The sequence below is a fragment of the Vibrio sp. QJM3NY_26 genome, assembly GCF_057786005.1.
Window position 1 is genome coordinate 1093478 of sequence record NZ_CM173516.1, and the last position, 24586, is coordinate 1118063.

Annotated in this window: 21 protein-coding genes; 15 read left to right on the top strand and 6 right to left on the bottom strand. The window is 44.5% G+C overall.

The features are described 5' to 3' along the window. Positions 1 to 91 precede the first annotated feature (91 nt). The 3 genes from AC3CH4_RS20210 to AC3CH4_RS20220 all read left to right on the top strand — a co-directional run bounded on the left by AC3CH4_RS20210 (position 92) and on the right by AC3CH4_RS20220 (position 1895). Positions 92 to 583 (top strand): DUF2798 domain-containing protein, encoded by a 492-nt coding sequence (locus tag AC3CH4_RS20210; RefSeq protein ID WP_488543683.1) that lies wholly within the window; start codon positions 92 to 94, stop codon positions 581 to 583. Between the two features lie 34 nt (positions 584 to 617). After that, positions 618 to 923 carry a DUF3861 domain-containing protein gene (locus AC3CH4_RS20215; RefSeq protein WP_372244579.1) on the top strand — a complete coding sequence of 102 codons (306 nt, stop codon included), beginning with the start codon at positions 618 to 620 and terminating at the stop codon, positions 921 to 923. Positions 924 to 1130: 207 nt separating this feature from the next. Beyond that, on the top strand, positions 1131 to 1895 hold the full coding sequence (locus AC3CH4_RS20220; protein ID WP_488543684.1) for a hydratase: 765 nt from the start codon (positions 1131 to 1133) through the stop codon (positions 1893 to 1895). Between the two features lie 157 nt (positions 1896 to 2052). On the opposite strand, the gene AC3CH4_RS20225 is transcribed toward AC3CH4_RS20220, so the two are convergent. Next, positions 2053 to 3480 (bottom strand): NAD-dependent succinate-semialdehyde dehydrogenase, encoded by a 1428-nt coding sequence (locus tag AC3CH4_RS20225; protein WP_488543685.1) that lies wholly within the window; start codon positions 3478 to 3480, stop codon positions 2053 to 2055. Positions 3481 to 3662: 182 nt separating this feature from the next. Further along, positions 3663 to 4445, bottom strand: a complete 783-nt coding sequence (locus AC3CH4_RS20230) for an IclR family transcriptional regulator (RefSeq protein ID WP_016767893.1) — start codon at positions 4443 to 4445, stop codon at positions 3663 to 3665. Positions 4446 to 4598: 153 nt separating this feature from the next. Between AC3CH4_RS20230 and pta the strand changes: the two genes are divergently transcribed. Next, positions 4599 to 5684 carry a phosphate acetyltransferase gene (pta, locus tag AC3CH4_RS20235; protein ID WP_488543686.1) on the top strand — a complete coding sequence of 362 codons (1086 nt, stop codon included), beginning with the start codon at positions 4599 to 4601 and terminating at the stop codon, positions 5682 to 5684. Positions 5685 to 5757: 73 nt separating this feature from the next. Next, complete coding sequence (locus tag AC3CH4_RS20240) at positions 5758 to 6525, top strand: TSUP family transporter (protein ID WP_237288684.1); 768 nt, start codon at positions 5758 to 5760, stop codon at positions 6523 to 6525. A gap of 100 nt (positions 6526 to 6625) precedes the next feature. Here the strand turns inward: AC3CH4_RS20240 and AC3CH4_RS20245 are convergent, their stop codons facing one another. Both AC3CH4_RS20245 and AC3CH4_RS20250 read right to left on the bottom strand, forming a co-directional pair. Beyond that, positions 6626 to 8344, bottom strand: coding sequence for a cobaltochelatase CobT-related protein (locus AC3CH4_RS20245; RefSeq protein WP_488543687.1), 1719 nt, complete (start codon positions 8342 to 8344; stop codon positions 6626 to 6628). A 3-nt stretch (positions 8345 to 8347) separates the two neighbouring features. After that, positions 8348 to 9331 carry an AAA family ATPase gene (locus tag AC3CH4_RS20250; RefSeq protein WP_488543688.1) on the bottom strand — a complete coding sequence of 328 codons (984 nt, stop codon included), beginning with the start codon at positions 9329 to 9331 and terminating at the stop codon, positions 8348 to 8350. A 262-nt stretch (positions 9332 to 9593) separates the two neighbouring features. On the opposite strand from AC3CH4_RS20250, the gene xsc reads away from it, so the two are divergent. From xsc to AC3CH4_RS20300, 10 genes are all read left to right on the top strand, one after another. Next, entirely contained in the window at positions 9594 to 11405 is a 1812-nt protein-coding gene (gene xsc, locus AC3CH4_RS20255) for a sulfoacetaldehyde acetyltransferase (protein WP_004731917.1), read from the top strand. A 428-nt stretch (positions 11406 to 11833) separates the two neighbouring features. Continuing rightward, complete coding sequence (locus tag AC3CH4_RS20260; RefSeq protein ID WP_488543689.1) at positions 11834 to 12649, top strand: FRG domain-containing protein; 816 nt, start codon at positions 11834 to 11836, stop codon at positions 12647 to 12649. 264 nt (positions 12650 to 12913) lie between these two features. Next, on the top strand, positions 12914 to 13351 hold the full coding sequence (locus tag AC3CH4_RS20265) for a nuclear transport factor 2 family protein (protein ID WP_488543690.1): 438 nt from the start codon (positions 12914 to 12916) through the stop codon (positions 13349 to 13351). A 48-nt stretch (positions 13352 to 13399) separates the two neighbouring features. Then, complete coding sequence (locus AC3CH4_RS20270) at positions 13400 to 14866, top strand: FAD-dependent oxidoreductase (RefSeq protein WP_372215753.1); 1467 nt, start codon at positions 13400 to 13402, stop codon at positions 14864 to 14866. A 117-nt stretch (positions 14867 to 14983) separates the two neighbouring features. Beyond that, positions 14984 to 15985 (top strand): TRAP transporter substrate-binding protein, encoded by a 1002-nt coding sequence (locus tag AC3CH4_RS20275; RefSeq protein ID WP_102513168.1) that lies wholly within the window; start codon positions 14984 to 14986, stop codon positions 15983 to 15985. 164 nt (positions 15986 to 16149) lie between these two features. Then, positions 16150 to 16692, top strand: coding sequence for a TRAP transporter small permease (locus AC3CH4_RS20280; RefSeq protein WP_017074740.1), 543 nt, complete (start codon positions 16150 to 16152; stop codon positions 16690 to 16692). A 37-nt stretch (positions 16693 to 16729) separates the two neighbouring features. Beyond that, positions 16730 to 18070 carry a TRAP transporter large permease gene (locus AC3CH4_RS20285; protein ID WP_004731904.1) on the top strand — a complete coding sequence of 447 codons (1341 nt, stop codon included), beginning with the start codon at positions 16730 to 16732 and terminating at the stop codon, positions 18068 to 18070. 11 nt (positions 18071 to 18081) lie between these two features. Further along, complete coding sequence (locus AC3CH4_RS20290) at positions 18082 to 19002, top strand: cache domain-containing protein (RefSeq protein ID WP_054545772.1); 921 nt, start codon at positions 18082 to 18084, stop codon at positions 19000 to 19002. Between the two features lie 236 nt (positions 19003 to 19238). Next, a complete protein-coding gene (locus AC3CH4_RS20295; RefSeq protein WP_004731899.1) occupies positions 19239 to 19811 on the top strand; it encodes an aldolase/citrate lyase/malate synthase family protein in 573 nt (190 codons plus the stop codon). 486 nt (positions 19812 to 20297) lie between these two features. Further along, entirely contained in the window at positions 20298 to 21905 is a 1608-nt protein-coding gene (locus AC3CH4_RS20300) for a BCCT family transporter (RefSeq protein WP_372214001.1), read from the top strand. Positions 21906 to 22157: 252 nt separating this feature from the next. On the opposite strand, the gene AC3CH4_RS20305 is transcribed toward AC3CH4_RS20300, so the two are convergent. Together AC3CH4_RS20305 and AC3CH4_RS20310 are read right to left on the bottom strand one after the other, a co-directional pair. Further along, on the bottom strand, positions 22158 to 23084 hold the full coding sequence (locus tag AC3CH4_RS20305) for a M14 family metallopeptidase (protein WP_488543691.1): 927 nt from the start codon (positions 23082 to 23084) through the stop codon (positions 22158 to 22160). A 166-nt stretch (positions 23085 to 23250) separates the two neighbouring features. After that, entirely contained in the window at positions 23251 to 24345 is a 1095-nt protein-coding gene (locus tag AC3CH4_RS20310) for a GGDEF domain-containing protein (protein ID WP_488543692.1), read from the bottom strand. Positions 24346 to 24586: the final 241 nt, after the last annotated feature.

Genomic DNA, 24586 nt, shown 5'->3' on the forward strand with positions numbered 1-24586 from the left:
CCTTAGAAATATAGTTGACAATATCAACCACTTTATTTATAGTTGACATTATCAACTTAATTGTTCGTAAATTCAAGACAGGAATATAGATATGACGATTCAAGCAACATTAACGCCAACTCTTCCTGAGCAAAAAGCCACGCCTGTATTGCACAAAGCTTTGGTAATGATGAGTTTAATGCTGACGATTGGCGGCAGTTTAACAGCGGTTATGACTTACATGAATGTCGGGTTTGGTGAGGACTTCATCAGCAATTGGCTATCATCGTTAGCGCTTGCTGTCGTGATTATGATGCCAATCGGCATGGTGATGATGATTTTGGTGACTAAAGTCACTGCTAAGGCGTTGCCCAATTACGGCGAGAAAGCTCGCAACCTAATCGTGGGATTGATTATGGCTTTTATCATGGAGTCCATCATGGCATTTGTAACAGCGGCAAATAATATTGGATTTTCGGATACATCGGCGTTTACCAGTGGATGGTTTAATGGATTTATTGCTGCGCTTCCTATTGGCCTTACGATCATGGTCGTGATGTCGATGACGGTTAAACCTAAGCTCGAACGATTCATGAAGAGCTAGCCAAAATACTTTTTAAGCATTGTAGGAGATCCACATGACAGCATTCACAGGCAAATACAATAACTACCGTATCACTATCGAAGAAGTGAACATCAAAGAAGATCATGAACTGCAAACCATGCAGTTTGAAATTGAAGACAGAGAAAACATGTTCGCGATTGTTGAGAAGATCAAACAAGACAGCGGCTTAGACGAGCAATCAGCAACGCGACTAGGGGTGAGCATTCGATTACTCGGCCCAATGATGATGCAAGATAGAAAGCACCCTCTGTTTGTTGATTTCATGCCTCATTTCAGAAACTTCATGCAGAATCTAAAGAAGACGTTGAAAGGGCAGTAAAGCCTAATCATCAATCGTACATCTAGAAAGCCAGTAACCAACTTACTGGCTTTTATGGTATTTAAATCAAAATGATTTCAGTTGTTTGCGTCTAGAATATGCGAAAATTGATGGCTTAATTTTCGGCGTTGCTTCGTTGTTGAATTGTCTATTCAAGCTTCAATAAATCCGATATTATACTGGTCATAAAACTAAAGGTGGTATTATATGACAAATGTATTTAAGCAAGCAGCTGAAGAATTGCTAAGTCGCCGCGTTGCGGGAACTAAAGCACCAAGATTAGACGAACAGTACCGTCCGAACAACTTGGAAGATGCCCTGAAGATCCAATCATCAATGATCGATCTCAAGAGCGATAAAGTCGGTGGTTGGAAGTGTTTACTTCCTCTGGCTGAAGACAAGTTTGTTGTTGCACCTATCTTTTCGGGTAGCGTTCAACAAGGCGAAGTTTGCGAACTGTTTGCAGACAACGACGCAGTGCGCGTTGAGCCTGAAATTGCATTTACGCTTGCTAAGAGCCTGCCTGCAAGCCAAGAAGGTTACAGCGAAGAGCAAATCAATGAAGCGATTGGTTCTTGCCATATGGCTCTTGAGTTAATGCAATCTCGCTTTGCTGATGACAGCGGTGCCGAGTTCTATGAAAGACTTGCTGACGGCCTAGTAAATCAAGGCTTGTTCATAGGCCCTGAGATTGATCGCGAAAAAGCGTTCACTTCTGCTGAGATCAGTATTGAAGTAACTCAAGGCGAGCAAGTTCAAGCATTCGACGGTAAGCATCCGAATACACTGCCACCAAGCCCAATTTACTGGCTGATTAACTACATGACGCGTCGTGGTGTGGATTTCCAAGCGGGTGAAGCAATTATCACAGGCTCTTACTGCGGTATAGTGGAGATGGGCTTCGATAAGCCAACGACCTTCCACTACCAAGGCATTGGTGAATACCAAGTAACGTTCAAGCAAAAGTTGTAAAGCTTGTTACCCACATGATCTGTTATCTAAAGGCTGCTTACTTGGTTAGTAAGTAGCCTTTTCTATTTTCTGGAGCAATAAGAGTCAAATACGACTCTTATTTTAGTGCTCGTTACCATTAAAACGAGTGAATACGAAATTTAACTACTTCTAAAACCTAGTTACTACCAAAACACAGATATTTAATGTCCATGTACTCATCGATGCCTTCTTTGGCACCTTCACGGCCAATACCTGATTGCTTAACACCACCGAAAGGGGCGACTTCGGTAGAGATCAATCCATCATTGATGCCGACCATTCCGTACTCAAGCGCTTCTGCGATTTTCCATACACGGTGGATATTCTGGCTATAGAAGTACGACGCTAATCCATAAATGGTGTCATTTGCCATCTCAATAAGCTCTTCGTCTGTCTCGAATCGCATCACAGGAGCGACAGGACCAAAGATCTCTTGCTGAACAATGTCCATGCTGTGTTTTACATCTTTAAGAACAACGGGCTGAAGGAAGAGTCCATCAAGTTGTTGAAGTGGCGTCACAGGTTTAGCACCTTGTTCAATAGCTCGATTTATCAATCCTTGGATGTTTTGCTTAGCACCTTCATTGATAACAGGGCCAACCGTTACGCCTTCGTCCAAACCGTTACCAATCTTAAGCTGTTGAACCGCTTGATCGAATTTAGCCACGAACTCATCGTATACTTTACTGTGAACATAGAAACGGTTTGCACAGACACATGTTTGTCCCGCATTACGGAATTTTGACGCCATTGCGCCTTGAACGGCCGCGTCGATATCGGCATCGTCAAACACAATAAAAGGAGCGTTGCCACCGAGCTCCATTGAGGTGCGCTTGATGCCTTTCGCCGCTTGAGCCATCAAGATACTGCCGACTCGGGTAGAACCAGTAAAAGAGATTTTTTTAATCAGTGGGTGTGAGGTGAAAAGACCACCCACTTGCTCTGGGCTTTCACCGAGTACGACTTGAAGTAGGTCCTTGGGGATGCCGGCTTGATAAGCGAGCTCAACCACGGCAAACGCAGAAAGCGGTGTTTCATCTGACGGCTTCACGACAAAGCTACAACCCGCGGCTAAGGCAGGTGCGGCTTTACGCGTGATCATCGCCGTTGGAAAGTTCCATGGGGTAATGGCACAAGACACTCCAATAGGTTGCTTGATCGTAACTAAGCGTTTGCCCGCGACTGTACTCGGGATTGAATCGCCATAGGTTCGCTTCGCTTCTTCGGCGAACCACTCTATAAAACTCGCACCATAAACGATCTCGCCCTTTGCTTCGGCTAACGGTTTGCCTTGTTCAATCGTCATTAGCCGAGCAAGATCATCTTTGTTTTCGAGGATCAGCTGATGCCAGCGATGAAGTAATGCGGCGCGAGATTTAGCAGGTACTTGAGCCCACTCTTTTTGTGCTATGTGAGCGCGTTCGATAGCACTTGTTAATTCAGACGCAGATAAAATAGGTGCGTGCCCTACGAGTTCCCCAGTTGCCGGGTTTGTTACCGAAACAGCGTTTGTTGGTTCTGTCACCATAAAAGAGAGTAAGTGCTTGTTGTTAATGTTTAGCATCGTGTTTCCTTTGTCGTGATTACTTAAGTATGTTGCTGTTTATGATAAATGCGGGCGTTAAAATGATTTCGACCAAACATCGTTTGGCCGAATACCGTTTGGCCGAATACAGTGACAACGGGGCAACAGGCTTCAATATGTACTTAAAGCCAGAACCTACTGTTAAGCTGAAATTATCAAAACTAACCCCAATTATCAGATTCTATTTTTGCGAGCGCTTTTGCCGCTTTTTGAAGCGCCGGTAAGAATTTAATCGCTTCATCTGGTCTTAATCGAATTACAGGCGCTTGTATTGCTAGGCCGAGGTTTGATTGACCCGTAGATGACGGGATCAGCACGGCGATACAGACTAAGCCCGGCAAAAATTCTTCGTCATCAATCGCAAAGCCTTGGATTTTCGCTTCTTCGATGTCTTTCTCTAACATCGAATAGTCTGTAATGGTGTTCACGGTGTATTGAGTCAGTGGCACATTTTCAATTAATCGTCTGCGCTGTGACTTAGACATGTGCGCCAAAAACAGTTTTCCGCTTGCTGAGCAATGCACTGGGACGCGAGAACCTGGGTGTAGATGAAAACGAAGGGGTGCTTCAGTTTCTGCGCGATCAAGATAGATGATCTCGCCACTTGATAGCGCCGTTAGGTTACAGCTTTCACCAACTTCTGCTCTCAGGTTTTCAAGAATAGTGCGTCGGGCACTGTGCATGGTGCTATTCAACAATAGGTTTTCGGCAAGCTTTCTGAGTCGAATACCTGAGCTGTAGTGCTTCTCATCGCCGTCTCTTTGAATGATGCCTGCCGCTTCTAACTGCTGAAGCATTCGGTGCAGCGTAGGTTTTGGCAGTCCAGTTTCTTCGACTAATCCTTGAAGAGAAATAAACTCGTCTTTTTGCGCTATCACCTCTAATAGTGCAAAAAGTCGGAGAGTCGGTGTATCCCCTTGAACTGGTGGTGTTTCTGTTTGCATATAATGATCCATCCTTGCGATATGTCTATGCTTAAGAGTGTACATACCAAATCATTATTCTTCAATTATCTGAATAAAATTTGACCTTTTTTATTATTTCAATAATATAAATATAAATTATGGAACAATTAATCTCAATAAATGGAATTTAAGATGAAGGCGATTGAACGGATTATTGACAAGGCTCACTTAGATCGTAAGCGAGTGGTTTTGAGTGAAGCTGAGGACCCGCGAGTACTAGCAGCCGCAAGAATGGCGATAGACAAACAGCTCGCTCACATCACCCTAGTAGGGGATGAACCAGCGATCATCGCTGCTGCAGAATTACATCACATTGATCTTGTAGGCATTCACATTGTCTCCCCACAAGCGTCATCACTCAAAGAAGTCCTCGCTGAGCGGTTGTATACATTAAGAAAAGCGAAAGGTATGACTTACGATGATGCGCTAGAGCTGGTTCTAGACCCACTCGTTTTTGCCAATTTGATGGTCAGAGAGGGGCTGGTGGATGGCACAGTTAATGGTGCAGTTTATACCACGTCTGATGTGGTGCGAGCTGCGCTTCAGATTATCGGCCCTGCGCCAGACAGTGAATTGGTGTCCAGTTTCTTTCTGATGATGTTGTGTGAGCCTTTCCATAATCTTAAAGGCGGCATGATTTTCAGTGACTGTGGTTTGGTGATTAACCCCAATGAAACCGAGCTAGCATCGATTGCCGTAGCCGCATCAAACAGCGCTCAAACGCTACTGATGGAAGAACCTAAAGTCGCAATGCTGTCGTTTTCGACCAACGGCAGTGCCAAGCACGAATCGGTCGATAAGGTTCGTAACGCGGCTCAGTTAGTTAAACAACGTTGCCCCGGAATAGCTGTCGATCAGGATGTTCAACTCGATGCCGCGATTGTGACTGAGATTGCCGCGAAAAAGTTGCCAGATTCAGAGGTGAAAGGTCAATCGAACGTGTTGATATTCCCCAATTTAGAAGCAGGCAATATTGGTTATAAGCTTGCGGAAAGGTTAGGTGGGGCAGTTGCGATTGGACCGTTATTACAAGGCCTGAATCAACCTGCCAATGACTTATCAAGAGGGTGTAGCGCGCAAGATATCTTTAATGTGATCGCGGTGACCGCGGTACAAGCGCAGCAAGGGAAAGTGTCTGATTCTAAAGCTGATATTGATATTGATATTGAAGCTGATGTTGAAGAAAGAGAAGAGTCGACGTTTGATTTTAGGTATTAACATTTAGCGCCCGAAGCTAATACTGAATCTTGCACCCAAAATAAAACCCTAAACAACCTAATTAGGATTGCTGATGGAGTTACCTGTTTTACTTGCTATTCTTGCCACCATCGCGGTGGGTACCTATTTCCAAACCGTCACGGGGTTTGGTCTTGGGATCATTGTAATTGGTTTAACGGTCAGTCTTAATCTGGTTTCCTTACCCGTTATTGCTGCTGTGGTCAGTATTGTGACTTTGTTTAATTGCTTTGTCGCTTTGATGGGTAAGCCACTGCTTGGGGAGCTCAAAATCCTGGTGGTGTTAGTCATCGGTATTATTCCCGGTGTATCGATGGGTGTGTTTTTGCTGGACGAGTTGAGTGACTCTGCGACCAATATCTTGCGAGGGCTATTGGGTGCGATGGTGCTATTCGCAGGTTTGAGTTTTATGTTCAAACCTAAAACCAGAAAGGATCGTTCGGCAACGGTATCATTCCTTATATCAGGATTTAGCTCTGGTTTAGCGGGCGGGTTATTTGGGATGGCGGGCCCTCCGATTGTTTATCATCTCTATCGACAACCTTTTACACTCGATCTGGTGCGAAGCACACTGCTGATGGTGTTCGCTTGTACGTCGATGTCGCGTACTGTCAATGTCTACGTTGCAGGCGACATGGAACCGAGCATACTGTGGCTATCCGCTATTGCTGTCCCCTTGGTGGCGCTTGTCACGATGTTTGCTCGGCGCTTTCCACCGCCGCTGTCTAATGATCAACTCAGAAAGTTAGTGTTTATTGTGTTGATGTTGATTGGTGGGTACTTGATGGCGGTCTCTGCATGGTCGTTGCTCGCTGCCTCTTAAGAACATTCAGATAAAAGGCTAGCGGCCTGCTAGCCAATACTTCACTGCTCCTCGCAACGTCACTGCTCACTAAGCTAAGTACACCTACAAACAAAAAGCATTAACGCTTTAGCATTTCAAATACGTTCTTACATAGCCCAAATAGGCAGCTCTCTTGCACATCTAAAGTGATGTTACTGCGGTAGTACGGGCTTAAATCGACGCCCATCCCTACGCCATGAATCTCAATACCGTTTTTGGTCGACTCGCGTTCAATGACTTGTTTGAGATGGTTATCCAAATAGAACTGATCGTTGGCGGTGCTGGTGGCGGTATCCATCGGACAGCCGTCTGAGAACACGATCAAAACCTTTCGTTGTGCGGTGTGCTGCTTTAAACGCTGGCTAGCGAACTGCACCGCTTCGCCATCAATCCCTTCTTTAAAGAGATCTGCTTTACGAAGACTCGCAATGCCAAGGCGAGAGCGTCTCCAATGTGTATCAAAATCCTTAAACACGATATGTCGAACTTCGTTTAAGCGGCCTGGGTGTTTTGGTTGACCTTGCTTGAGCCACTGTCGATAAACTTTGCCACCGTTCCAGTTATTGGTGGTGAAGCCAATAATCTCAAATGGAATGTTGGCCAGCCCAACGGATTTGAGAATCGTATCCATCAACAAAATTAACTTGTGACTGTGCTTTTGCATTGAACCTGAGCAATCCATTAAAAACGTGATCGCACATTGATGAGATGCGCCGATGTCAGGTTGATAAAAGACAGTGCGATCCAATGGCGAAGTGATGAGCTTGGTGATGGTAGTGGCGTTAACAATGCCTTCTTCTAAATGATCCTGACGTCGGTTCCTTTGTGGCGCGGCAACAAAGCGAGTGAGCATAGCGGCTAAACGGCGAGTGTTTACTTGTCTCGCCATGATGTCATCAGTCAGCTTTTGTCTCAGTTCGAGTAATAGGGCGCGCCTGACGAGTTTGTCTGCCGTGATGACTTGATCAAATTCTGAATTAAAGACCTGATAATTGGCGCCTGACAGTTCGAATACCTTACTACTGCCCGTTATGTCGCTATCGACGTCTTCATCTTGAATGTCACCATCAACAATCAAGGCTAGCTGCGCAAGGATCTTAATGTCTTCTTCGACCGTTGGAGTGGGCGAGTTATCACTTTCTTGTTCTTGGGTGACTAACTCTTGTGCAAGGGCGGCAAGCTTATTAGCGCAGTCTGCAAACTGTTGCTGGTCGGCTCGATGTTGCTTTAAGCGCTTCAGGCAGTGACCCAAAGTAGGCACGATGCCGGCGCGAGTCGATTCAATGGTTTCAGCGATAGGCTCCGAAACTGGGACGCCAGTTAAGCGGGTGTGGATGACCTGCATCAGTGTAAACAGCAACATGCCTATTCGTGATTCGGTAAAGCCATTTTGATGATATTGGTCGCTCCAATACGCAAAGTTGAATTGGATGCTAGTGGTCACGCCTTTTAGATAAGGCGGGACTTGAGATTCAATTCGGACCTGTTCGCAGAAGTCGTAAAGCAGACGTTCTATTTCGTTTTGAGGGCGCAATGAATAATGGAGGTCAGCGTCTGAAAGCAATAGTCGCAATGCTGATGAATCGATCTTACCTTGCATCGATAGTTTGCTGTTTTTCAGCTCATGGCGAGACACAAAGGTGAGATCGTTAGTGTGTGCAGACTGGTAATAACAGGGGATATTGCCTTTATAGAGACGCTCCCCCCGATAATTCAGATTCAACTCACCACTGATCGCTCTGGCGACAGACACGCCAAGATCAAGGATTTTTTTCTGCTGAGAAGAAACATTGGCCATGGTTTACGACTCCGAGTGCGAATAGTTTTGAGTAGGTGTTTCTAAATCTTCACCAAAGCAGCGGAAATAGTATTCACTGACTAGCTCTTTCTCTTCGTCTTCGCAGCGATTTAAGAATGACAATCTAAATGCGGTCGCTACATCGTCGAATATTTGGATGTTTTCGGCCCAAGTGAGTACCGTTCGTGGAGACATCACCGTCGAAAGGTCACCAGCTCGAAACCCGTTACGCGTTAATCCGGCGGTCGCGATCATTTTCTCAACCAATTGTCGGCCACTTTCATTATTTAGATCTGGAAGCTTGGATAACACGATCTTAGTTTCATGTTGTGGATCTAAATAGTTGAGTGTAGCGATGATGTTCCATCTATCTAACTGACTGTGGTTAAGTACTTGAGTACCCGAATACAAACCTGAAAAATTACCCAAGCCAAGCGTGTTGCAGGTAGCAAACAGGCGGAAAGAAGGGTGAGGAGTGATCACTCGGTTTTGTTCTAAAGAGGTGTATTTGCCGTCTTGCTCTAATAGTTGTTGAATCACAAACATCACGTCAGGGCGACCAGCGTCGTATTCATCTAATACCAGTGCGATGGGTTGTTGAATGCTCTGAGGAAGAATGCCTTCTTTAAACTCTGTTACTTGCATCCCGTCTTTAATGACGATGCTGTCTTTACCTATGAAATCCAATCGACTTAAGTGTCCGTCTAGGTTAATCCTCAAACACGGCCAGTTCAATCTCGCGGCAATTTGCTCAATGTGAGAAGACTTGCCCGTTCCGTGCGTGCCTTGTATCAATGTGCGACGATTGGAGGTGAACCCCGCCAATATAGCCAGCGTCACTTCGAGGTCAAAACAGTAATTAGGATCGACTCTCGGCACATATTCACCCGGATGTTCAAATGCCATCACCGTTAGGTTACTGTCGATGCCAAAGCGTTCTCTCACGCTTACCGGCTGCGTTGGTACCAATTCCGCCTCTTTCATCATATTTCCCTCTATATAACTCATCACTTGTCGCCGCTATCGCGATATGTCATCGATTATTAACAGCTCCGCTTAAGTTAACAGCACTTTTTGTACGGAAAACTACCAATAATGTGATCTAGTTTTATTAATTAGAATGAATTGTTCCAATTTAATATAAAAAGTTGACGCGCAAAAATTCTACTACTAAGGTGAAAATGAATTCAAAAAAGAGACAATTCATTCCGAAAAATGAAATTTTGGTTAACTCAAGGAGAATGGAAGAATGAGCGAGCAAGAAAAACGTACGGTTGTTTCCGGCACAGTAACAATGACACCATCAGAAGCGTTCGTTGAAACTATGGTTGCTAATGATGTTACCGATATGTTCGGCATCATGGGGTCGGCATTTATGGACGCAATGGATATCTTTGCTCCTGCTGGCATTCGATTGGTCCCAGTGGTACACGAGCAAGGTGCTGCTCACATGGCAGATGGTTACTCTCGTGTATCTGGTCGTCACGGCGTAGTTATCGGGCAAAATGGCCCAGGTATTAGTAACTGTGTGACTGCGATTGCAGCGGCGTTCTGGGCACATAGCCCGGTCGTAATTGTGACGCCAGAGACAGGCACTAAAACAATGGGCTTAGGTGGTTTCCAAGAGTGTAACCAGCTTCCAATGTTCCAAGAGTTCACTAAGTATCAAGGACACGTAACGCACCCAGACCGTATGGCGGAATACACGGGTCGATGCTTTGACCGCGCGATGAGCGAAATGGGTCCGACTCAACTGAATATTCCACGTGATTACTTCTACGGCGAAACTCAAACCGAGATCCCTAAACCTGCGCGTTTAGACCGTGGTCCAGGTGGTGAGAAATCTCTGAATGAAGCAGCAGACCTGATAGCTGAAGCGAAATTCCCAGTCATCATTTCTGGTGGCGGTGTGGTAATGGCAGATGCTGTTCAAGAGTGTGCGGCACTGGCAGAAAGATTAGGCGCACCCGTAGTGAACAGCTACCTACACAATGACTCTTTCCCTGCGAGTCACCCATTATGGTGTGGTCCTTTAGGCTACCAAGGTTCGAAAGCAGCAATGAAATTGATGGCTCAAGCGGATGTGGTTATCGCTTTGGGTACACGTCTTGGTCCATTTGGTACTTTGCCTCAACATGGCATGGACTACTGGCCGAAGAATGCGAAAATCATTCAGATTGATGCAGACAACAAGATGCTGGGTCTGGTTAAGAAGATTTCGGTTGGTATCTGTGGTGATGCGAAGGCAGCTGCGGTTGCTCTATCTGAAAGATTGGAAGGCCGTGCACTGTTGTGTGATGACAACAAAGGCGCTCGCCAAGATACAGTCGCTACAGAAAAAGCACTTTGGGAAAAAGAGCTTGATGAGTGGACACACGAACGTGACTCTTTTAGCTTGGATATGATTGAGGAAAACTCACACGAGACTCCGTTCTCTGGTGGTGAATATCTACACCCACGCCAAGTATTGCGTGAGCTAGAAAAAGCGATGCCAGAAGACGTTATGGTCTCGACGGATATCGGTAACATCAACTCAGTGGCAAACAGCTACTTACGCTTTGAAAAACCACGTAGCTTTTTTGCTGCAATGAGTTTCGGTAACTGTGGTTACGCATTCCCGACCATCATTGGTGCGAAAGCAGCGGCACCTCATCGTCCAGCTATCTCATACGCAGGCGACGGTGCGTGGGGCATGAGCCTGATGGAAACCATGACATGTGTTCGCCATAACATTCCAGTGACAGCCGTGGTATTCCACAACCGTCAATGGGGTGCAGAGAAGAAGAACCAAGTCGACTTCTACAACCGACGCTTTGTTGCCGGTGAACTTGAAAACCAAAGCTTTGCAGAGATTGCACGAGCAATGGGCGCTGAAGGTATCACGGTTGATAAGCTAGAAGATGTAGGTCCAACCTTGCAAAAAGCCATCGATATGCAGATGAACGAAGGCAAAACAACCATCATTGAAATCATGTGTACTCAGGAATTGGGCGACCCGTTCCGCCGAGATGCACTATCAACACCAGTTCGTTTCCTAGATAAATACAAAGATTACGTATAAGTCATAGGAAGTTTGTCCGGCCACAGAAATCTCGAGAGTGTTAGAGAAAGTGCTATCGAGAATGTGGTCGGGCAATACGAGCGGGCATTGGCAAAGTACTTAGGTGAAGAACGTAAACGCTTAGTTCAATAATTTCCAGTTAAACATTAGAACACTAATTAAATGTTTATTAGGAACATAAGTGGTTATAGCTATATAAACTTTGTTACTCGTTATTATTAATCGACCATTAACTCATAGCTCCTTAGTGAATGGTTCTATTACTGATACTTGTTTATGAAGATATATACTTATTATCATTTTAGAAAAATACAATAACGACACTCGTTGACTATTGGTTAATCGTTATTATTGGTTGGTTTTTATCATCGATTGATAGGGTTGTTGATATTTGGATTTTACCGGATTTAAATTAAGTGAATCGTAGTATGCATGTTGTGAAAAATAAACGTTATATAAGCTCACTCGAAGAGCTGTATAAAATAATCGATTCGCTAATTGCTGAGTGTAGTGGGCATCGTGGTTTGATTTATAACGTGTGTGATTATGAAAATAATAACCTGATGCCAAGCTTAGGTCGATCAAATCGAAAGAACATTCGCCGTGTCGAACAAGAGCTTTTATCGACCGTGAGAGTTTATGGCGGGCATTCGTTGAGTGCACACGAGATAAACGATTGGTTATTGATGTGTTTAGCCAAGAAACAGGGGTTTCCAACCCGTTTACTTGAATGGACAGATAACCTGATTAATGCGCTGTGGTCTGTATGTCACAGCCAAAATAAAGACTGTATCAATATTATCAAAGCTATTGATTATCATAAGGTTAGTGTTTTTAACTCACCATGTGACCTCAATAGAACTCAGATATTCAATGTGGCTGATTGTGATCAGCAAGAGCCACGAAAAGATAAGTGGTATTCCATTCACCCATTTAAGGAAGGTGGCAATGATGCCATTCAGCCTTTGTACGATGAGAAAGAATATTCAAACGGTCTAGTCTCCGTTCATATTCTTCCATCAGCGAAAGTAAACCTGATAAAGGAATTAATCTCCATGAATGTTTTAAATGAACCGACAGAATATATTGAAGAGACACTGGCTGATTTGAAAAATGAAGCCCATGTAGATAGCAATCAAGCAATGAATAAAGGTGAGAGTAATATCGAATTACAAGTTAATACTCATGATCGCCAGCTTGAGCAGTATGGACGAAAGTATCATCAAGATTTTGATTTCGACTAAAGTCTAATATTTCTACTGATTTTATTTAGACCTCATATAAATCTAGTGATTACGAGAAAAATAAAATTAGAACACCAATTAATTTATAAAAAGATGAAATCTGTGAGCTTAAAGATTGTTTATAAAGTGACTCGAAGTTAGAGTGGCGAATCTTGTTATCAAGTTGTTAAATTCTCACAGATCTAGTTTAAACACTCTAATAAAAAAGTGGCGCAAAGCTACTGAAATTTAAACCAATAACGAAAACATAAAGGATTCTGGAATATGAATATGCAAGCCAATGCAGCGACATTCGTGCTGGAAAACCAAGTCGACACCGCCTTTTTACAGTCTTTTAGTGATGCATGGAATAACCATGATATTGAAGCGCTAATGTCGTTTATGACCGAAGACTGTGTCTTCCACACCGTGGCAGGAGAAGGCGAACTTGGAAACACTATCGAAGGGTACGAAGCCGTTCGCAATAGCTTTGAATTGGTTTGGCAGAACTTTCCAGATGCAGCCTGGAGCGACCCTGTCCACTTTGTGTGTGGCGACCGCGCGGTGAGTGAGTCAACGTTCTCTGCGACTAACCCTGATGGCACCGTCATCGAAGCTCGTATGGTTGATGTGTTTACCCTGAAAGATGGAAAAATCAGCGTAAAAAATGCCTTCCGTAAAACACGACCTCTTTTGACTCCTAACAACACTCCCAAGAGCTAGACACGAAACCACAACCCGTTCACGTGTTATGACTAGGAGAGTCGAATTATGAGTTTAGTAATGGAACAACCGGCAGCCGATGTGCCGCCAAAGGTGACAAGCACCCAAGCACAAGAAAGTACCCAAGCAAAAGAAAGATACGATCCAAAATACGATCCACTTAAAGACAAGAGCCCAGGTCACGGTAAGGAATACGCCCCGACTTATTGGGTAGATACCGCAGGTGCACCACCTGAAGATGATGGCCCAATTACATCGGATATGGATGTCGATGTGGCGATAATCGGTTCAGGCTACACAGGCCTAAGTACCGCGATACACCTTGCTGAAATGTACGGCATTAAAGCGACTGTGATTGAAGCTAACCGTTTGAGTTGGGGCTGCAGTACCCGAAATGGTGGTCAGGCTCAGTGTGCGTCAGGACGTTTGAAGCGTTCTCAGTGGATTGAACGCTGGGGACTCGAAACCGCGCTAAAAATGCACCGCGAATGCATCGATGGCATGAACACGTTTAAGTCTCTAATCAAAGACATTGATTGTGACCCGCAGCCGGGTGGCCACTTATACGTTGCTCACCGTCCAAAAGTGATGGCAACACTCGAGAAAGAAGCCAAGTTGCTGCGTGACACGTTTGATTACGATGCGCAGATCTTAGATGCGGAAACCGTAAAGCGTGATTACGTTGGTGACCAAGAAGCAGCAGGCGCAATGCATGAGCCAGAAGGTATTGGCATCCATGCAGGGAAACTGGCGTTTGGTTATCTAAGAAAGGCGCGAGCACTCGGCGTAAAAGTTCACCCAGCAAGCCCTGTGATGGGTTGGGAAACACGCAACGGTGTGCACTACCTAAAAACACCAGGTGGTGTGGTTAAGGCTCGTTCTGTCGGTGTTTGTACCGGTGGGTATACCAGTCAAGGTTTGCATTCAGAACTTAAGAATCGCCTATTACCTGTACTTTCTAACTCGATGGTGACGCGTCCGTTAACTCAAGACGAAATTGCCGCGTGTAACTTCAAAACCAATCAGGTGATTACTGATACTAGAATCTTGCGTCATTACTACCGTTTGTTACCCGATAACCGAGTGCAGATTGGTACACGCAGTGCCATCAGTGGCAAGAATGCACCTGAAAAGAAATACGAAGATATGTTGAGAGCGGATTTAACCCGAAAGTTCCCTTCTCTCGATCAGATCAAAATCGATTATTCATGGTGGGGTTGGGTTGATGTTAGCCACGACATGATGCCAAGAATCTATCAGCCGAATCCAAAGCAATCCATATTCTACGCACTAGGGTATGGCGGCAATGGTGTGATGTACTCCGCTCAAGCAGGCAAGCGCCTCGCTCAGTGGATCGCAGGTGAAGGTCATAAGCTTGACTTGCCAATATTTGAATCAAAACTTCCGTTCCCCAACGTAAGGGAAGTGGTGGAATCTGAGATGTTTGCACCATTTCGAAGAGTAGGGCAACAGTTCCTTTATCAGTGGTATTCGTTAAAGGATGAAGTGCTTTAGCTACTCGAACATTGTTTCCAAAATAGGGAAATAGAACTACGACCAGGAAAGTTGTACCAGGTCACCTTGTGAGCAAAGTACAGGCAGGAAGTCTGTATGATATGAAAGGTTAAGACTATGAAATTTATTAAAAATAAAATTATTGCTGGCGTCACAATTGTAGCAACAGCGATGCTATCTCATACCGCGGCAGCAGCAAACTTTAAAATGGCTATCGGCGATGCTGCTGGTGGTACGCAGTGGGAACTAGCGACCTCATTTTCTGAATTGATGGAGCAAAAAACAGACGGTAAAGTCAAAATCGACCTGTTCCCGAATGGTCAATTGGGTAATGAGCAAGATACCGTCAACGACGCGGCAATCGGCCTTCTCGACTTCTCTGTATTGGCGATCAACAACGTGACGCCTTTCTCTCCAACGGTTGGTCTATTGACCATGCCTTATGTCATTCAAAGTGCAGAAGAAGCGGTGCTATTAACTCAAGGCCAAGTGGGTCAAGACCTTGTCGATAACACCATTCGTGATGCAGGCGTTCGTATCGTTGGTTGGGCTTATTCTGGTTTTAGGGTTCTGACTAACTCTAAAAAATCAGTGGCTTCACCAGCGGATCTAAAAGGACTAGTGATTCGTGTTCCTCGTAACGAAATCATGATTGCTTCGTACCAAGCATGGGGTGTAAACCCAACACCTATGGCTTGGTCAGAAACCTTTACTGGCCTACAACAAGGCGTGGTTGATGGTCAAGACAACCCATATATCACTGTTCATGCGATGAAGTTCAATGAAGTACAAAAGTACGTCACAAACCTCCGTTACATCTTCTCACTTGAGCCGTTAATCGTCAGTGAAACGGTCTTCCAGCAACAGACGCCGGAAATGCAAAAGATCATTCTTGAAGCGGGTCAGGAAGCAACAGAACACAGCTTTGCTTATCTAGAGAATACTGAAAACAAGATCCGTGAAGAGCTACAAGCAAAAGGCATGGTATTCACAGACCCAGCAGACAATGAGCAAGAGTGGATTAGCAAGGTAACGAAATCAGTTTGGCCTAAGTTCTATTCAAGCATTGGTGGCAAAGACAAGCTAGACGACGTTCTTGAGTTACTAGGTAGAAAGTAACGATTAGATACGCCCTATCTGCTGTTCTCCGCTACTTAATCACCTAGCGATAGAACAGTGAGATAGGGCCTTTACATGGCTTTACTCGTTGATCTGTTCAGTACCTGATCTTTTTAGTACCGCGAGCGATTGGTTGTCATGTGGAAATCAACATTGGAGGTTATATGTCAGTCGCTAAAACGATAAAAAAGCACCTTAACAACATCGAGGAATATACCTGTTGTCTGTTGCTAGCAAGCTTTGTCTTATTGCTGTTCACACAAATCCTTACTCGTCAGTTTTTTGATTACTCCATACCTTGGGGTGATGAAGTGGCTACTTACATGTTTGTTTGGTTTGCTTATTTAGGAGCCGTTGTGGCGGCAAAAATGTCAGCGCATAACCGAGTCAGTTTTCACTTCAAGTTCTTCCCACCGATTGTTCAGACCGTCTGTGAAACCATCGCTGACTTCTTATGGTTGCTGTTCAACGGTTACTTTGTTTACCTCAGCTACGATTTCGTGTTCAACAAAATGAACCTGTTTTGGAAGTCTCAGACAACAGGCATCCCAATGAAATACTTCTATATGATTTTACCTATCGCGTTTTCGTTGATGATGATTCGAATTATCTGGAACAACTACGAGCGTTTGTTCAAAGGCGCTAAAAACGAAGATCCTGAAGTTAAAGAACTGCGCAAAATGACGGCACAAAAATCATCACAGTAGTCGTCATAGAGAATAGTCGTAATAGAGAGATGTAATAATGGAATCCTATTTAACTCTAATTTTATTTGGTGGCTTCTTAACCCTGTTAATTCTGGGTGCACCAATCACCGTATCACTGGCCGGCGCTTCAATGGCGGCCTATATGTTGCTCGACAAAAATCCCATCGCTTTAGTACAAATCGCGTTTACCTCGGTGGGTAACTTCCCGTTAATGGCGCTGCCGGCCTTTGTTCTTGCCGGTGCCTTGATGGAGGCGGCGGGTATCTCCAAACGGTTGGTGGATATAGCCGAGAGCTTAGCCGGCCCCGTGACGGGTGGTCTTGGCGCCGCAACGGTAATGGCGTGTCTGTTTTTTGGTGCTATATCGGGTTCAGGGCCAGCTACGACTGCTGCGGTGGGTATGTTGATGGTACCTGCGATGGTTAAGCGTGATTATGATAAGAGCTACGCCTCTGCGGTGACTGCCGCATCGGGTGGACTGGGTATTATTATCCCACCCTCAATTCCCTTGGTTATTTTCGGTATCTCCGCAATGGGATTAATGGCACCGCCAGAGGCCATTGCTCAACACGGACAGTTTGCCTCTTTATCTATCCCTAAACTGTTTGTTGCTGGGGTTGTGCCTGGCTTCATTATGGCGTCGACACTCGTCGTCACTAACTACTTTATTGCTAAACGTGAAGGCTACAAAGGGCTGACTGAAAACTGGTCATTTGGCGAAGTAAGACACTCTTTGCGTCGTGGTATCTGGTCGATACTGGCTCCGTTTTTGATTCTCGGAGGCATCTACAGCGGCATGTTCACACCAACAGAGTCGGCGGTTGTGGCTATCTTCTATTCACTGTTTGTCGGGGTGTTTATTCACCGAGAGTTATCATTCAAAAGCACGATTAAATCATTGTCGACAACGACATGGATCACCGGACGTGTGTTGCTGATTCTATTCGCGGCAACGGTATTTGGTCGCTTGTTAATAGAACAAAAAATCCCGGTTGTGGTGGCGGAGTCACTGTTAGGGTTCACTGACAACATGTACATGGTGTGGGCACTGACTATTGTGTTGCTGCTTTTCGTTGGCATGTTCATGGAAACGTTAGCCGCGATCATGATTATCGTACCGGTCTTGCTGCCAATTATGTACATGCTCGGCGCGGATCCTACTCACGTTGGTATTGTGGTGGTATGTACGCTCTCGATAGGATTTGCTACGCCGCCACTCGGTGAAAATATCTTTGTCGCCTCAGGGATAGGCGGAGCCACGGTCGAGCAGATTACCGCGAAGATCCATCCCTTTGTGCTTGCATCCGTCATTGGCGTTTTCGTTATCGCTTTCTTCCCGCAAATTACGCTCTGGCTACCGTCCTTAGTGGGCTATTAGGAGAAGTCACTATGAATATATCAAGAATTATCCTTATTGGTTGTGCCGTATTTGCAGTGATCAGTGGCATTGGACTACGTGCCGAACATTCAGAAACAGCAAAAGAAAACGAGCCAGTTAATGTGCTCGATATTTCAGAGCCACATGTCGTCAGCGATGCTGAAAGAAGAGCCAAAACCCTGCTTGCTAAAGCGGTTGTCCATGTACAAAAGGATGGCGATGAGAGTGTCAAAGACTTCATGAGTGATGCCGAATATATAGATGGTGAGCTCTATGTGTTTGCTCTTGGTATTGATGGCCAATTCCTTGCCAGTGGAGGCTCTTCAATGGTGTTGGTGGGCGACAGTGTTTTGGATACTCAAGACGTTTACGGTAATCCCTTTTTCCGTGAAATGATCACTAAGGCTGTGCACAACGGGTTTGGCGAAGTTCAGTACCATTGGACTAATCCGACTGACCGCATGGGCGAGCCTAAAACCACTTTCTTTGAACGTGTGGGTGATGTGATTGTTGCCGTGGGGTATTACCCAGAACGCTCTAGTGCAACAGAAGCTAAGCGATTATTGGCGAGAGCGATGGCCGCGATAGTGGAGTCAGAGCAGGACAGTCTCGCCGAGTTCAATGATACCGAAGGCAGCTTTGTTGAGGGAGACTTGTATGTGTTCGTGATGGATATGAGCTCTGGAAAGCTGCTCGCGCACGGTGTATCCCCTGAGCTTGTTGGGCGTTCACACAACGAAATCCTAAGCCCTGACGATAAGCCAATTCTCACTGAGATGTTAAACCTAGCGAAAGAAAATGGCCGAGGCGTTTATACCTATCAATGGTTAAACCCGCTGTCGAGCAAAGTGGAAACCAAGCACACTTACTATCGAGTGATCGACAATAAGCTGGTTGGTGTTGGTTATTACACAAATTCAAACAACACGTAAAAGTGTTTCTACTGAGCCCTCAACCCAGTTAGATAAAGGGCTAGGGGCTCAAAATACCGGTTTGTGTAAAAAAGCAATTTAGTAAAATTAACACTGTGAAATTTTTGTTGTGAAATTGTTTCTAAAATACAAGTAGTATGAAATACATGGAAGCAACACAGTAAAGAACAATTTTGAAAAGGGTCAATCAGGATTTTTGACCTACATGAAATTCAAAGCCGTAAGAGGGAAAGACTATGAATATGCTGACACTAGACAGAACAGAACTTCACAGAAACCATTCAACATTTATTGCTGAAGCTGTCTTTGCCGTAGAAATGGTGAAAGCAGACAAGCAGCTCGAAAAACAAAAAATGGCGAAACAGTTGCTTGATACTCTATTTCCTCTTGAGGCTGGTTCACACGAAGACGCAGTGAGCTATGAGATTGACTACCGACATGTTCAGGTTTACTTCAAAAATGGCGAACATACAGGCCTAAAACGAGCGAAGCACTTTGTTGCTTTCACCGGCGATAAGTCTAAGCCTTCAGCAATCCTATTTCGTGATGAAAGCGGTACACATGTTGAAGTGACAATCGGTGCTCGTAAAGGCACTGGCTACTTAGAATTGGTTGATATTCAAGATATCCAGTTAGAGACATGCACCACGTTTGGCCAAACTGAGGCGAGCCGTTCTTCTGGCATCCGTCACTGGGTGAGCTTAGTGAAAGGCGATGAAAGCGGTCGACCGAACGCTTCAAGTGAAGATAAAGAGTTCACGGCAAAAAATGGCGAAGACTATAACCTAGGTTTTTGCTTCGCGATCTAATGTGCTGTCCTTGAAATGTGAAGTGCTGCTCTGCTAGACGTAGCACTGACATTTGAATACTGATTTCTCTTTTACCTTTGGTAATTTCCCCGCCCCTATAGCGGGGCTTTTTTGTTAGAGCTATAAATAAATTAGGCTGTTGTTGATTTTATCTTTAGAAAGTTTGAATGAGATTTTACGGTGCGTTATTTTAATTTAAAGCACTGTATTTAAAGATTTTTATTTGTTTATTTTATTCTGTTTTTATTGGCTTAACTATCACTATTGACGGTGGTTTGGGTGACTATTGAGCTAAAACTCAGTCAAAATGCTTTGAGCTGTGCTATAATCCGCGCCTTGGGATTGAGCCAATAAGTCCATTTGTCACCAATCATTGTGATTTTTATCGCCTTTTTATTTAGGTGGTGCGGCGAGCCAATCAAGTAGTAATTGGATATGGAGAGCGTCCTTATATTCGTTGATTCGGATATGCGAACATCATAATTTATGAGTTTTAAATCAAAAAAATACAGTATTGATTCTACTGACTATCAAGTTGGTCAAGACAACGTCAGTAAATGGGGCATGGATGTCCATAACACAGTCTTCGTAGCCTCAGTAGGCTTATCTCTTCTCTTCATCATCACTCTTCTTGCTCTTCCTCCTGCAGATGCTAAAGCTGCTATTGATTCTATTAAGGGTGCTGTTTTATCAAAGTTTGACTTCCTCTTTATGTGGGGAGCCAACATCATGCTAGCGTTTGCCGTTGTTCTCGCGTTTTCACCGTTGGGTAAAATTCGTCTAGGTGGCGAAGACGCGACGGCGGATTACTCCATGTCATCTTGGATAGCAATGCTATTCGCAGCGGGTATGGGTATAGGACTTATTTTTTGGGGTGTTGCAGAGCCAACCGCGTTCTTCACGAACTGGTTCGGAACGCCACTAGGTGCAGAACCTTTTACAGAAGCTGGCCGTGAACTCGCTCTCGGTGCGACACTGTTCCACTGGGGTTTTCATGCATGGGCTATCTATGGCATGACGGCACTTTGTCTAGCGTATTTTGTTTATAACAAAGGCTTGCCGCTATCTATGCGTTCTGTGTTTTACCCGATTCTGGGTGAACGAGTATGGGGCAAAACCGGTGATGTGATCGATGTACTGACGGTACTGGTTACATTGTTTGGTCTAGCGACTTCATTAGGCTTAGGTGGTACACAAGCAGCAAGTGGTATCAGCCATGTATTTGGCTTGGAAAACAACATCTTCCTTCAGCAATCTATTATCGTTCTGATCATGGGCTTGGCGATCATCTCTGTTCTACGTGGTATGGACGGTGGTGTTAAGTTCCTAAGTAATTTGAACATGGTTATTGCGTTCGTATTCCTTGGTCTTATCGCTATTCTGAACTTCACAACCGTGCTTGATTCTGTGGCAACGGCGGTGACGGGTTATGTGAATAACATCGTAGCGTTGAGCCAAAGCTCTGGTCGTGAAGACACAACATGGCTGCATGGCTGGACCGTGTTCTACTGGGCATGGTGGGTTGCGTATGCACCTTTCTTCGGTATGTTTGTAGCGCGTATTTCTAAAGGCCGTACGGTTCGTGAGTTTTTACTTTGTGTACTGATTATCCCAACATTGGTAACGTCGGCTTGGATGGCTATCTTCGGTGGCGTGGCTATCGAGCAGGTGATTAATCATGTAGGGCAACTTGGCCTTGACCAAGGCATTACAGACGTATCTCTAAGCTTGTTCTACATGCTAGATGCTTACTCGTTCGGTAGCATTTTGTCAGTTCTCGCAGTTGCACTGATCATTGTGTTCTTCGTTACAACGCTAGACTCAGGCTCTATCGTTATCGATGGCATGACAGCGGGTGGTAAATTAGAAGTGCCAGTGAAACAGAAAGTGGTTTGGGCGGTTATCTCAGGCGCTATTGCAATGGTGATGTTGTGGATTGGTGGTACTCAATCTATCCAAGCTCTGCAATCGATCACGATCATTGCTGCACTGCCGTTTACGATCATTCTTCTGATTGGTTGTTTCAGCTTGTTGAAAGGTCTACTGACTGAAGTAGATAAAGGACAAGAAAACGTTAGCGAAACCGCTAAATAAAGTAATCAAGTATGGGGAGTAGATAGTTCGCTAGTTACTCCTTATTAAGTATTATTTCAAAGCTCTCTTGTACTGTGTGCAAGGGAGCTTTTTTATGCCCAAGAAGAAATCAAAGACAAGCAGATAAGACAAAAAGGAGCCACAAGTGAATCGTCACTTATGGCTCTTTTTTAGTTTTAGGGATTCGCTTTAGGAGACTAGCTATTAGGGAACTCGCTATTAAGTGCGTGGTGCGAGGTCTTAAGTAGTCGCTTAAGCGTTTAATTCGTGTTGGATTACGTAATCCAAAGCTCCGACTACCGCAGCAACTTGAGCGTCATTACACTCTTCATCTGTTACTTTATCGCTGTCTGGGTAAACCTCAGTGGTTGTGCCGTACTTACAATCAGTCACACCACCACACAAGCCTAGCTTCTTCATAGGGTAGTTGATCACGCCATGTTGTGTGACTTCAGAACCAATGATCTTGCCGTCTGCATCTGCTGGTGCAATATGGGTCACTTTTTCGACCGAAGCAATAACCGCTGCTTGGAATTCTGGTTGCGGGTTTTCAGTATCACCAACTGTGTAGAAACCGTCTGGGATCATGCCTTCGATGTACTCAATACCATCACGAGCAGCAAGTGCCGGCCGGAATTCAGTTTCATCAGAGTCTGTCGTTTCATGCAGATCAACGTGAACCAATACTTCTGGCAAAGAGGCCACTAAAGCTCGTAGGTTTGCTGATTCTTCTGCTGGCGTACCGTCATAGAAAGAGCGGTTTGGATCAACAGCATTTGGATTCCAGCGGTTGATCACTTCGTAACCCCAAGGGCTCACACAAGGTGCTACTACAATGTTGAAGTGCGCTGCGTATTGTTCTGCTTGAGTTGCGGCGAACTTGATCGCGCCATGCACACCACTGGTTTCGTAACCGTGAACACCACCCGTTACAAGGAGCGTTGGTTTTGATGCGTCCCAGTTTTTGCTCTTGATAGCGAAGAGCGGGAAGCGAGCTTCGTCGTAGCTCAGCGCGCCATATTGTTCGATGTCGAAGCGGTCTGCGAGTGCTTTAACCTTTGGTACAACTTCTTGCTGGTATTCACGCTTAACCGTTCGTTGAGCTAACCATGCTTGACGTTCTGCTTGTTGCCATTTTTTTCCAGGTTTACCAATCGGGTAGGTGTAAGTACTTTCCATTATTTATATCTCTTTGGGGTACGTTGCGATTAAATGAGAATAATCAGCAGAACAGTATCGTGCAACTCTTATTGAGTAGGCTTATGTTACAAACGATTGGTATTTTAAATAATGTTCCGTAGAAGTGTTCGTCTATGGTGTTTTTGACTCAAAGTTAGTTTTGTATTTACGAAACGAAGGAAGACAGGCAACCGGTTTTGGTTGCGCCTTGAACGTTTTCTGAATGACAAACCGTATTCCGACCATGCTCCTTCGCATAGTATAAGGCTTCATCCGCACGCTTAATCATATCTGTCATTTTATCTTCTGAACGAAGTTGAGAAATCCCAAAACTTGCCGTTAAATGATTACTTTGCTGTCGCCAAAATTTGCTTTCTTCAACAATCAATCTTAGTTTCTCAGCTACTTTGTATGCATCATTAATATTGGTGTCAGGTAGCATAATTAAAAACTCTTCACCTCCAAATCGGAAAGGGACGTCGGCTGCTCGTAGATTATCGAGCAGAACGCGTCCCATTCTTTTCAATACACAATCACCAATTTGGTGACCATATTGATCATTTACTTGCTTGAAATGGTCGAGGTCGAGAATTATCACTGATAGAGGGTGTTGATGCCTTGCGCTGCGCATCCATTCTCGTTTCAGCATGTCATTCATTGCTCGACGATTATAAAGGTTTGTCAAACTGTCTTTCATTGAAGAACTATAGAGAGACTGCATGATCCTCGCATTGAGAAGCCAGTTGTACGTAAAGCCTAGTGTGCTCAGTAAGATTGCGTTTATGATAATAGCCAGTTGGTGAATGTCACTGGCTTGTAAGAAATCCTCAATAGTCTGCTCTTTGAGTGTCACCCAAACTCTAAACACCATGAAAAGTGAGTGGACGGCAAATACGGCGAGTAATAGATACAGTGCCGCTTTGACATCGGCCATAGTCCCTGTGTTGATGACTAACATGCTAGCTATCGTACATAGAGTGATGTAGAGGCTCATTGTCACGACACGCGCATTGGTTGAAGTTTCAAAAAAGGTGAAGTAAATCAAGGCAACCATAACGATGGGTAATACAGCCAACACGATTTTTGTGTAAATGGTAGGGGACTGCCTTAATTGAGTAAGACTAAATACCATCAATGCGAAACCTGTAGCGATTGTTATATTGGCAGTGATTTTTGAAAGCCATGGTGAGATATGAGGACCAAAACTCAGCAAAGAGAAGCCCGCCATGAATAAAAGTATGGAACAAATAAAGCTGCGCATTCCCAGAACACGTGTTTGATTTTGTTGTTTAATTATCAGACCAATACAATATGTACCAGACAAGAACACCATAATTAAACACAGAGTGCGTATATCTAAGCCTAGATTCATACTTAACCATTATTCTTTTTATCATTAACCTCATTAAATATGAGGTCATGAGATAAGGTTAGATGCTAATGGCAGAGAATCAAGCGAATTAGATTAGAAAGAAAAAAAGCCTTTCACTTATGTGAAGGGC

Excerpts from the sequence above, each read along its gene's own strand:
- AC3CH4_RS20280 (WP_017074740.1), top strand. The coding sequence starts at position 16,150 with ATGTCAGTCGCTAAAACGATAAAAAAGCACCTTAACAACATCGAGGAA.
- AC3CH4_RS20295 (WP_004731899.1), top strand. The coding sequence starts at position 19,239 with ATGAATATGCTGACACTAGACAGAACAGAACTTCACAGAAACCATTCA.
- AC3CH4_RS20290 (WP_054545772.1), top strand. The coding sequence starts at position 18,082 with ATGAATATATCAAGAATTATCCTTATTGGTTGTGCCGTATTTGCAGTG.
- pta (WP_488543686.1), top strand. The coding sequence starts at position 4,599 with ATGAAGGCGATTGAACGGATTATTGACAAGGCTCACTTAGATCGTAAG.
- AC3CH4_RS20220 (WP_488543684.1), top strand. The coding sequence starts at position 1,131 with ATGACAAATGTATTTAAGCAAGCAGCTGAAGAATTGCTAAGTCGCCGC.
- AC3CH4_RS20240 (WP_237288684.1), top strand. The coding sequence starts at position 5,758 with ATGGAGTTACCTGTTTTACTTGCTATTCTTGCCACCATCGCGGTGGGT.
- AC3CH4_RS20210 (WP_488543683.1), top strand. The coding sequence starts at position 92 with ATGACGATTCAAGCAACATTAACGCCAACTCTTCCTGAGCAAAAAGCC.
- AC3CH4_RS20310 (WP_488543692.1), bottom strand. The coding sequence starts at position 24,345 with ATGCGCAGCTTTATTTGTTCCATACTTTTATTCATGGCGGGCTTCTCT.
- AC3CH4_RS20245 (WP_488543687.1), bottom strand. The coding sequence starts at position 8,344 with ATGGCCAATGTTTCTTCTCAGCAGAAAAAAATCCTTGATCTTGGCGTG.
- AC3CH4_RS20305 (WP_488543691.1), bottom strand. The coding sequence starts at position 23,084 with ATGGAAAGTACTTACACCTACCCGATTGGTAAACCTGGAAAAAAATGG.
- AC3CH4_RS20215 (WP_372244579.1), top strand. The coding sequence starts at position 618 with ATGACAGCATTCACAGGCAAATACAATAACTACCGTATCACTATCGAA.
- AC3CH4_RS20250 (WP_488543688.1), bottom strand. The coding sequence starts at position 9,331 with ATGATGAAAGAGGCGGAATTGGTACCAACGCAGCCGGTAAGCGTGAGA.
- AC3CH4_RS20285 (WP_004731904.1), top strand. The coding sequence starts at position 16,730 with ATGGAATCCTATTTAACTCTAATTTTATTTGGTGGCTTCTTAACCCTG.
- AC3CH4_RS20300 (WP_372214001.1), top strand. The coding sequence starts at position 20,298 with ATGAGTTTTAAATCAAAAAAATACAGTATTGATTCTACTGACTATCAA.
- AC3CH4_RS20270 (WP_372215753.1), top strand. The coding sequence starts at position 13,400 with ATGAGTTTAGTAATGGAACAACCGGCAGCCGATGTGCCGCCAAAGGTG.
- AC3CH4_RS20225 (WP_488543685.1), bottom strand. The coding sequence starts at position 3,480 with ATGCTAAACATTAACAACAAGCACTTACTCTCTTTTATGGTGACAGAA.
- AC3CH4_RS20260 (WP_488543689.1), top strand. The coding sequence starts at position 11,834 with ATGCATGTTGTGAAAAATAAACGTTATATAAGCTCACTCGAAGAGCTG.
- xsc (WP_004731917.1), top strand. The coding sequence starts at position 9,594 with ATGAGCGAGCAAGAAAAACGTACGGTTGTTTCCGGCACAGTAACAATG.
- AC3CH4_RS20275 (WP_102513168.1), top strand. The coding sequence starts at position 14,984 with ATGAAATTTATTAAAAATAAAATTATTGCTGGCGTCACAATTGTAGCA.
- AC3CH4_RS20230 (WP_016767893.1), bottom strand. The coding sequence starts at position 4,445 with ATGCAAACAGAAACACCACCAGTTCAAGGGGATACACCGACTCTCCGA.
- AC3CH4_RS20265 (WP_488543690.1), top strand. The coding sequence starts at position 12,914 with ATGAATATGCAAGCCAATGCAGCGACATTCGTGCTGGAAAACCAAGTC.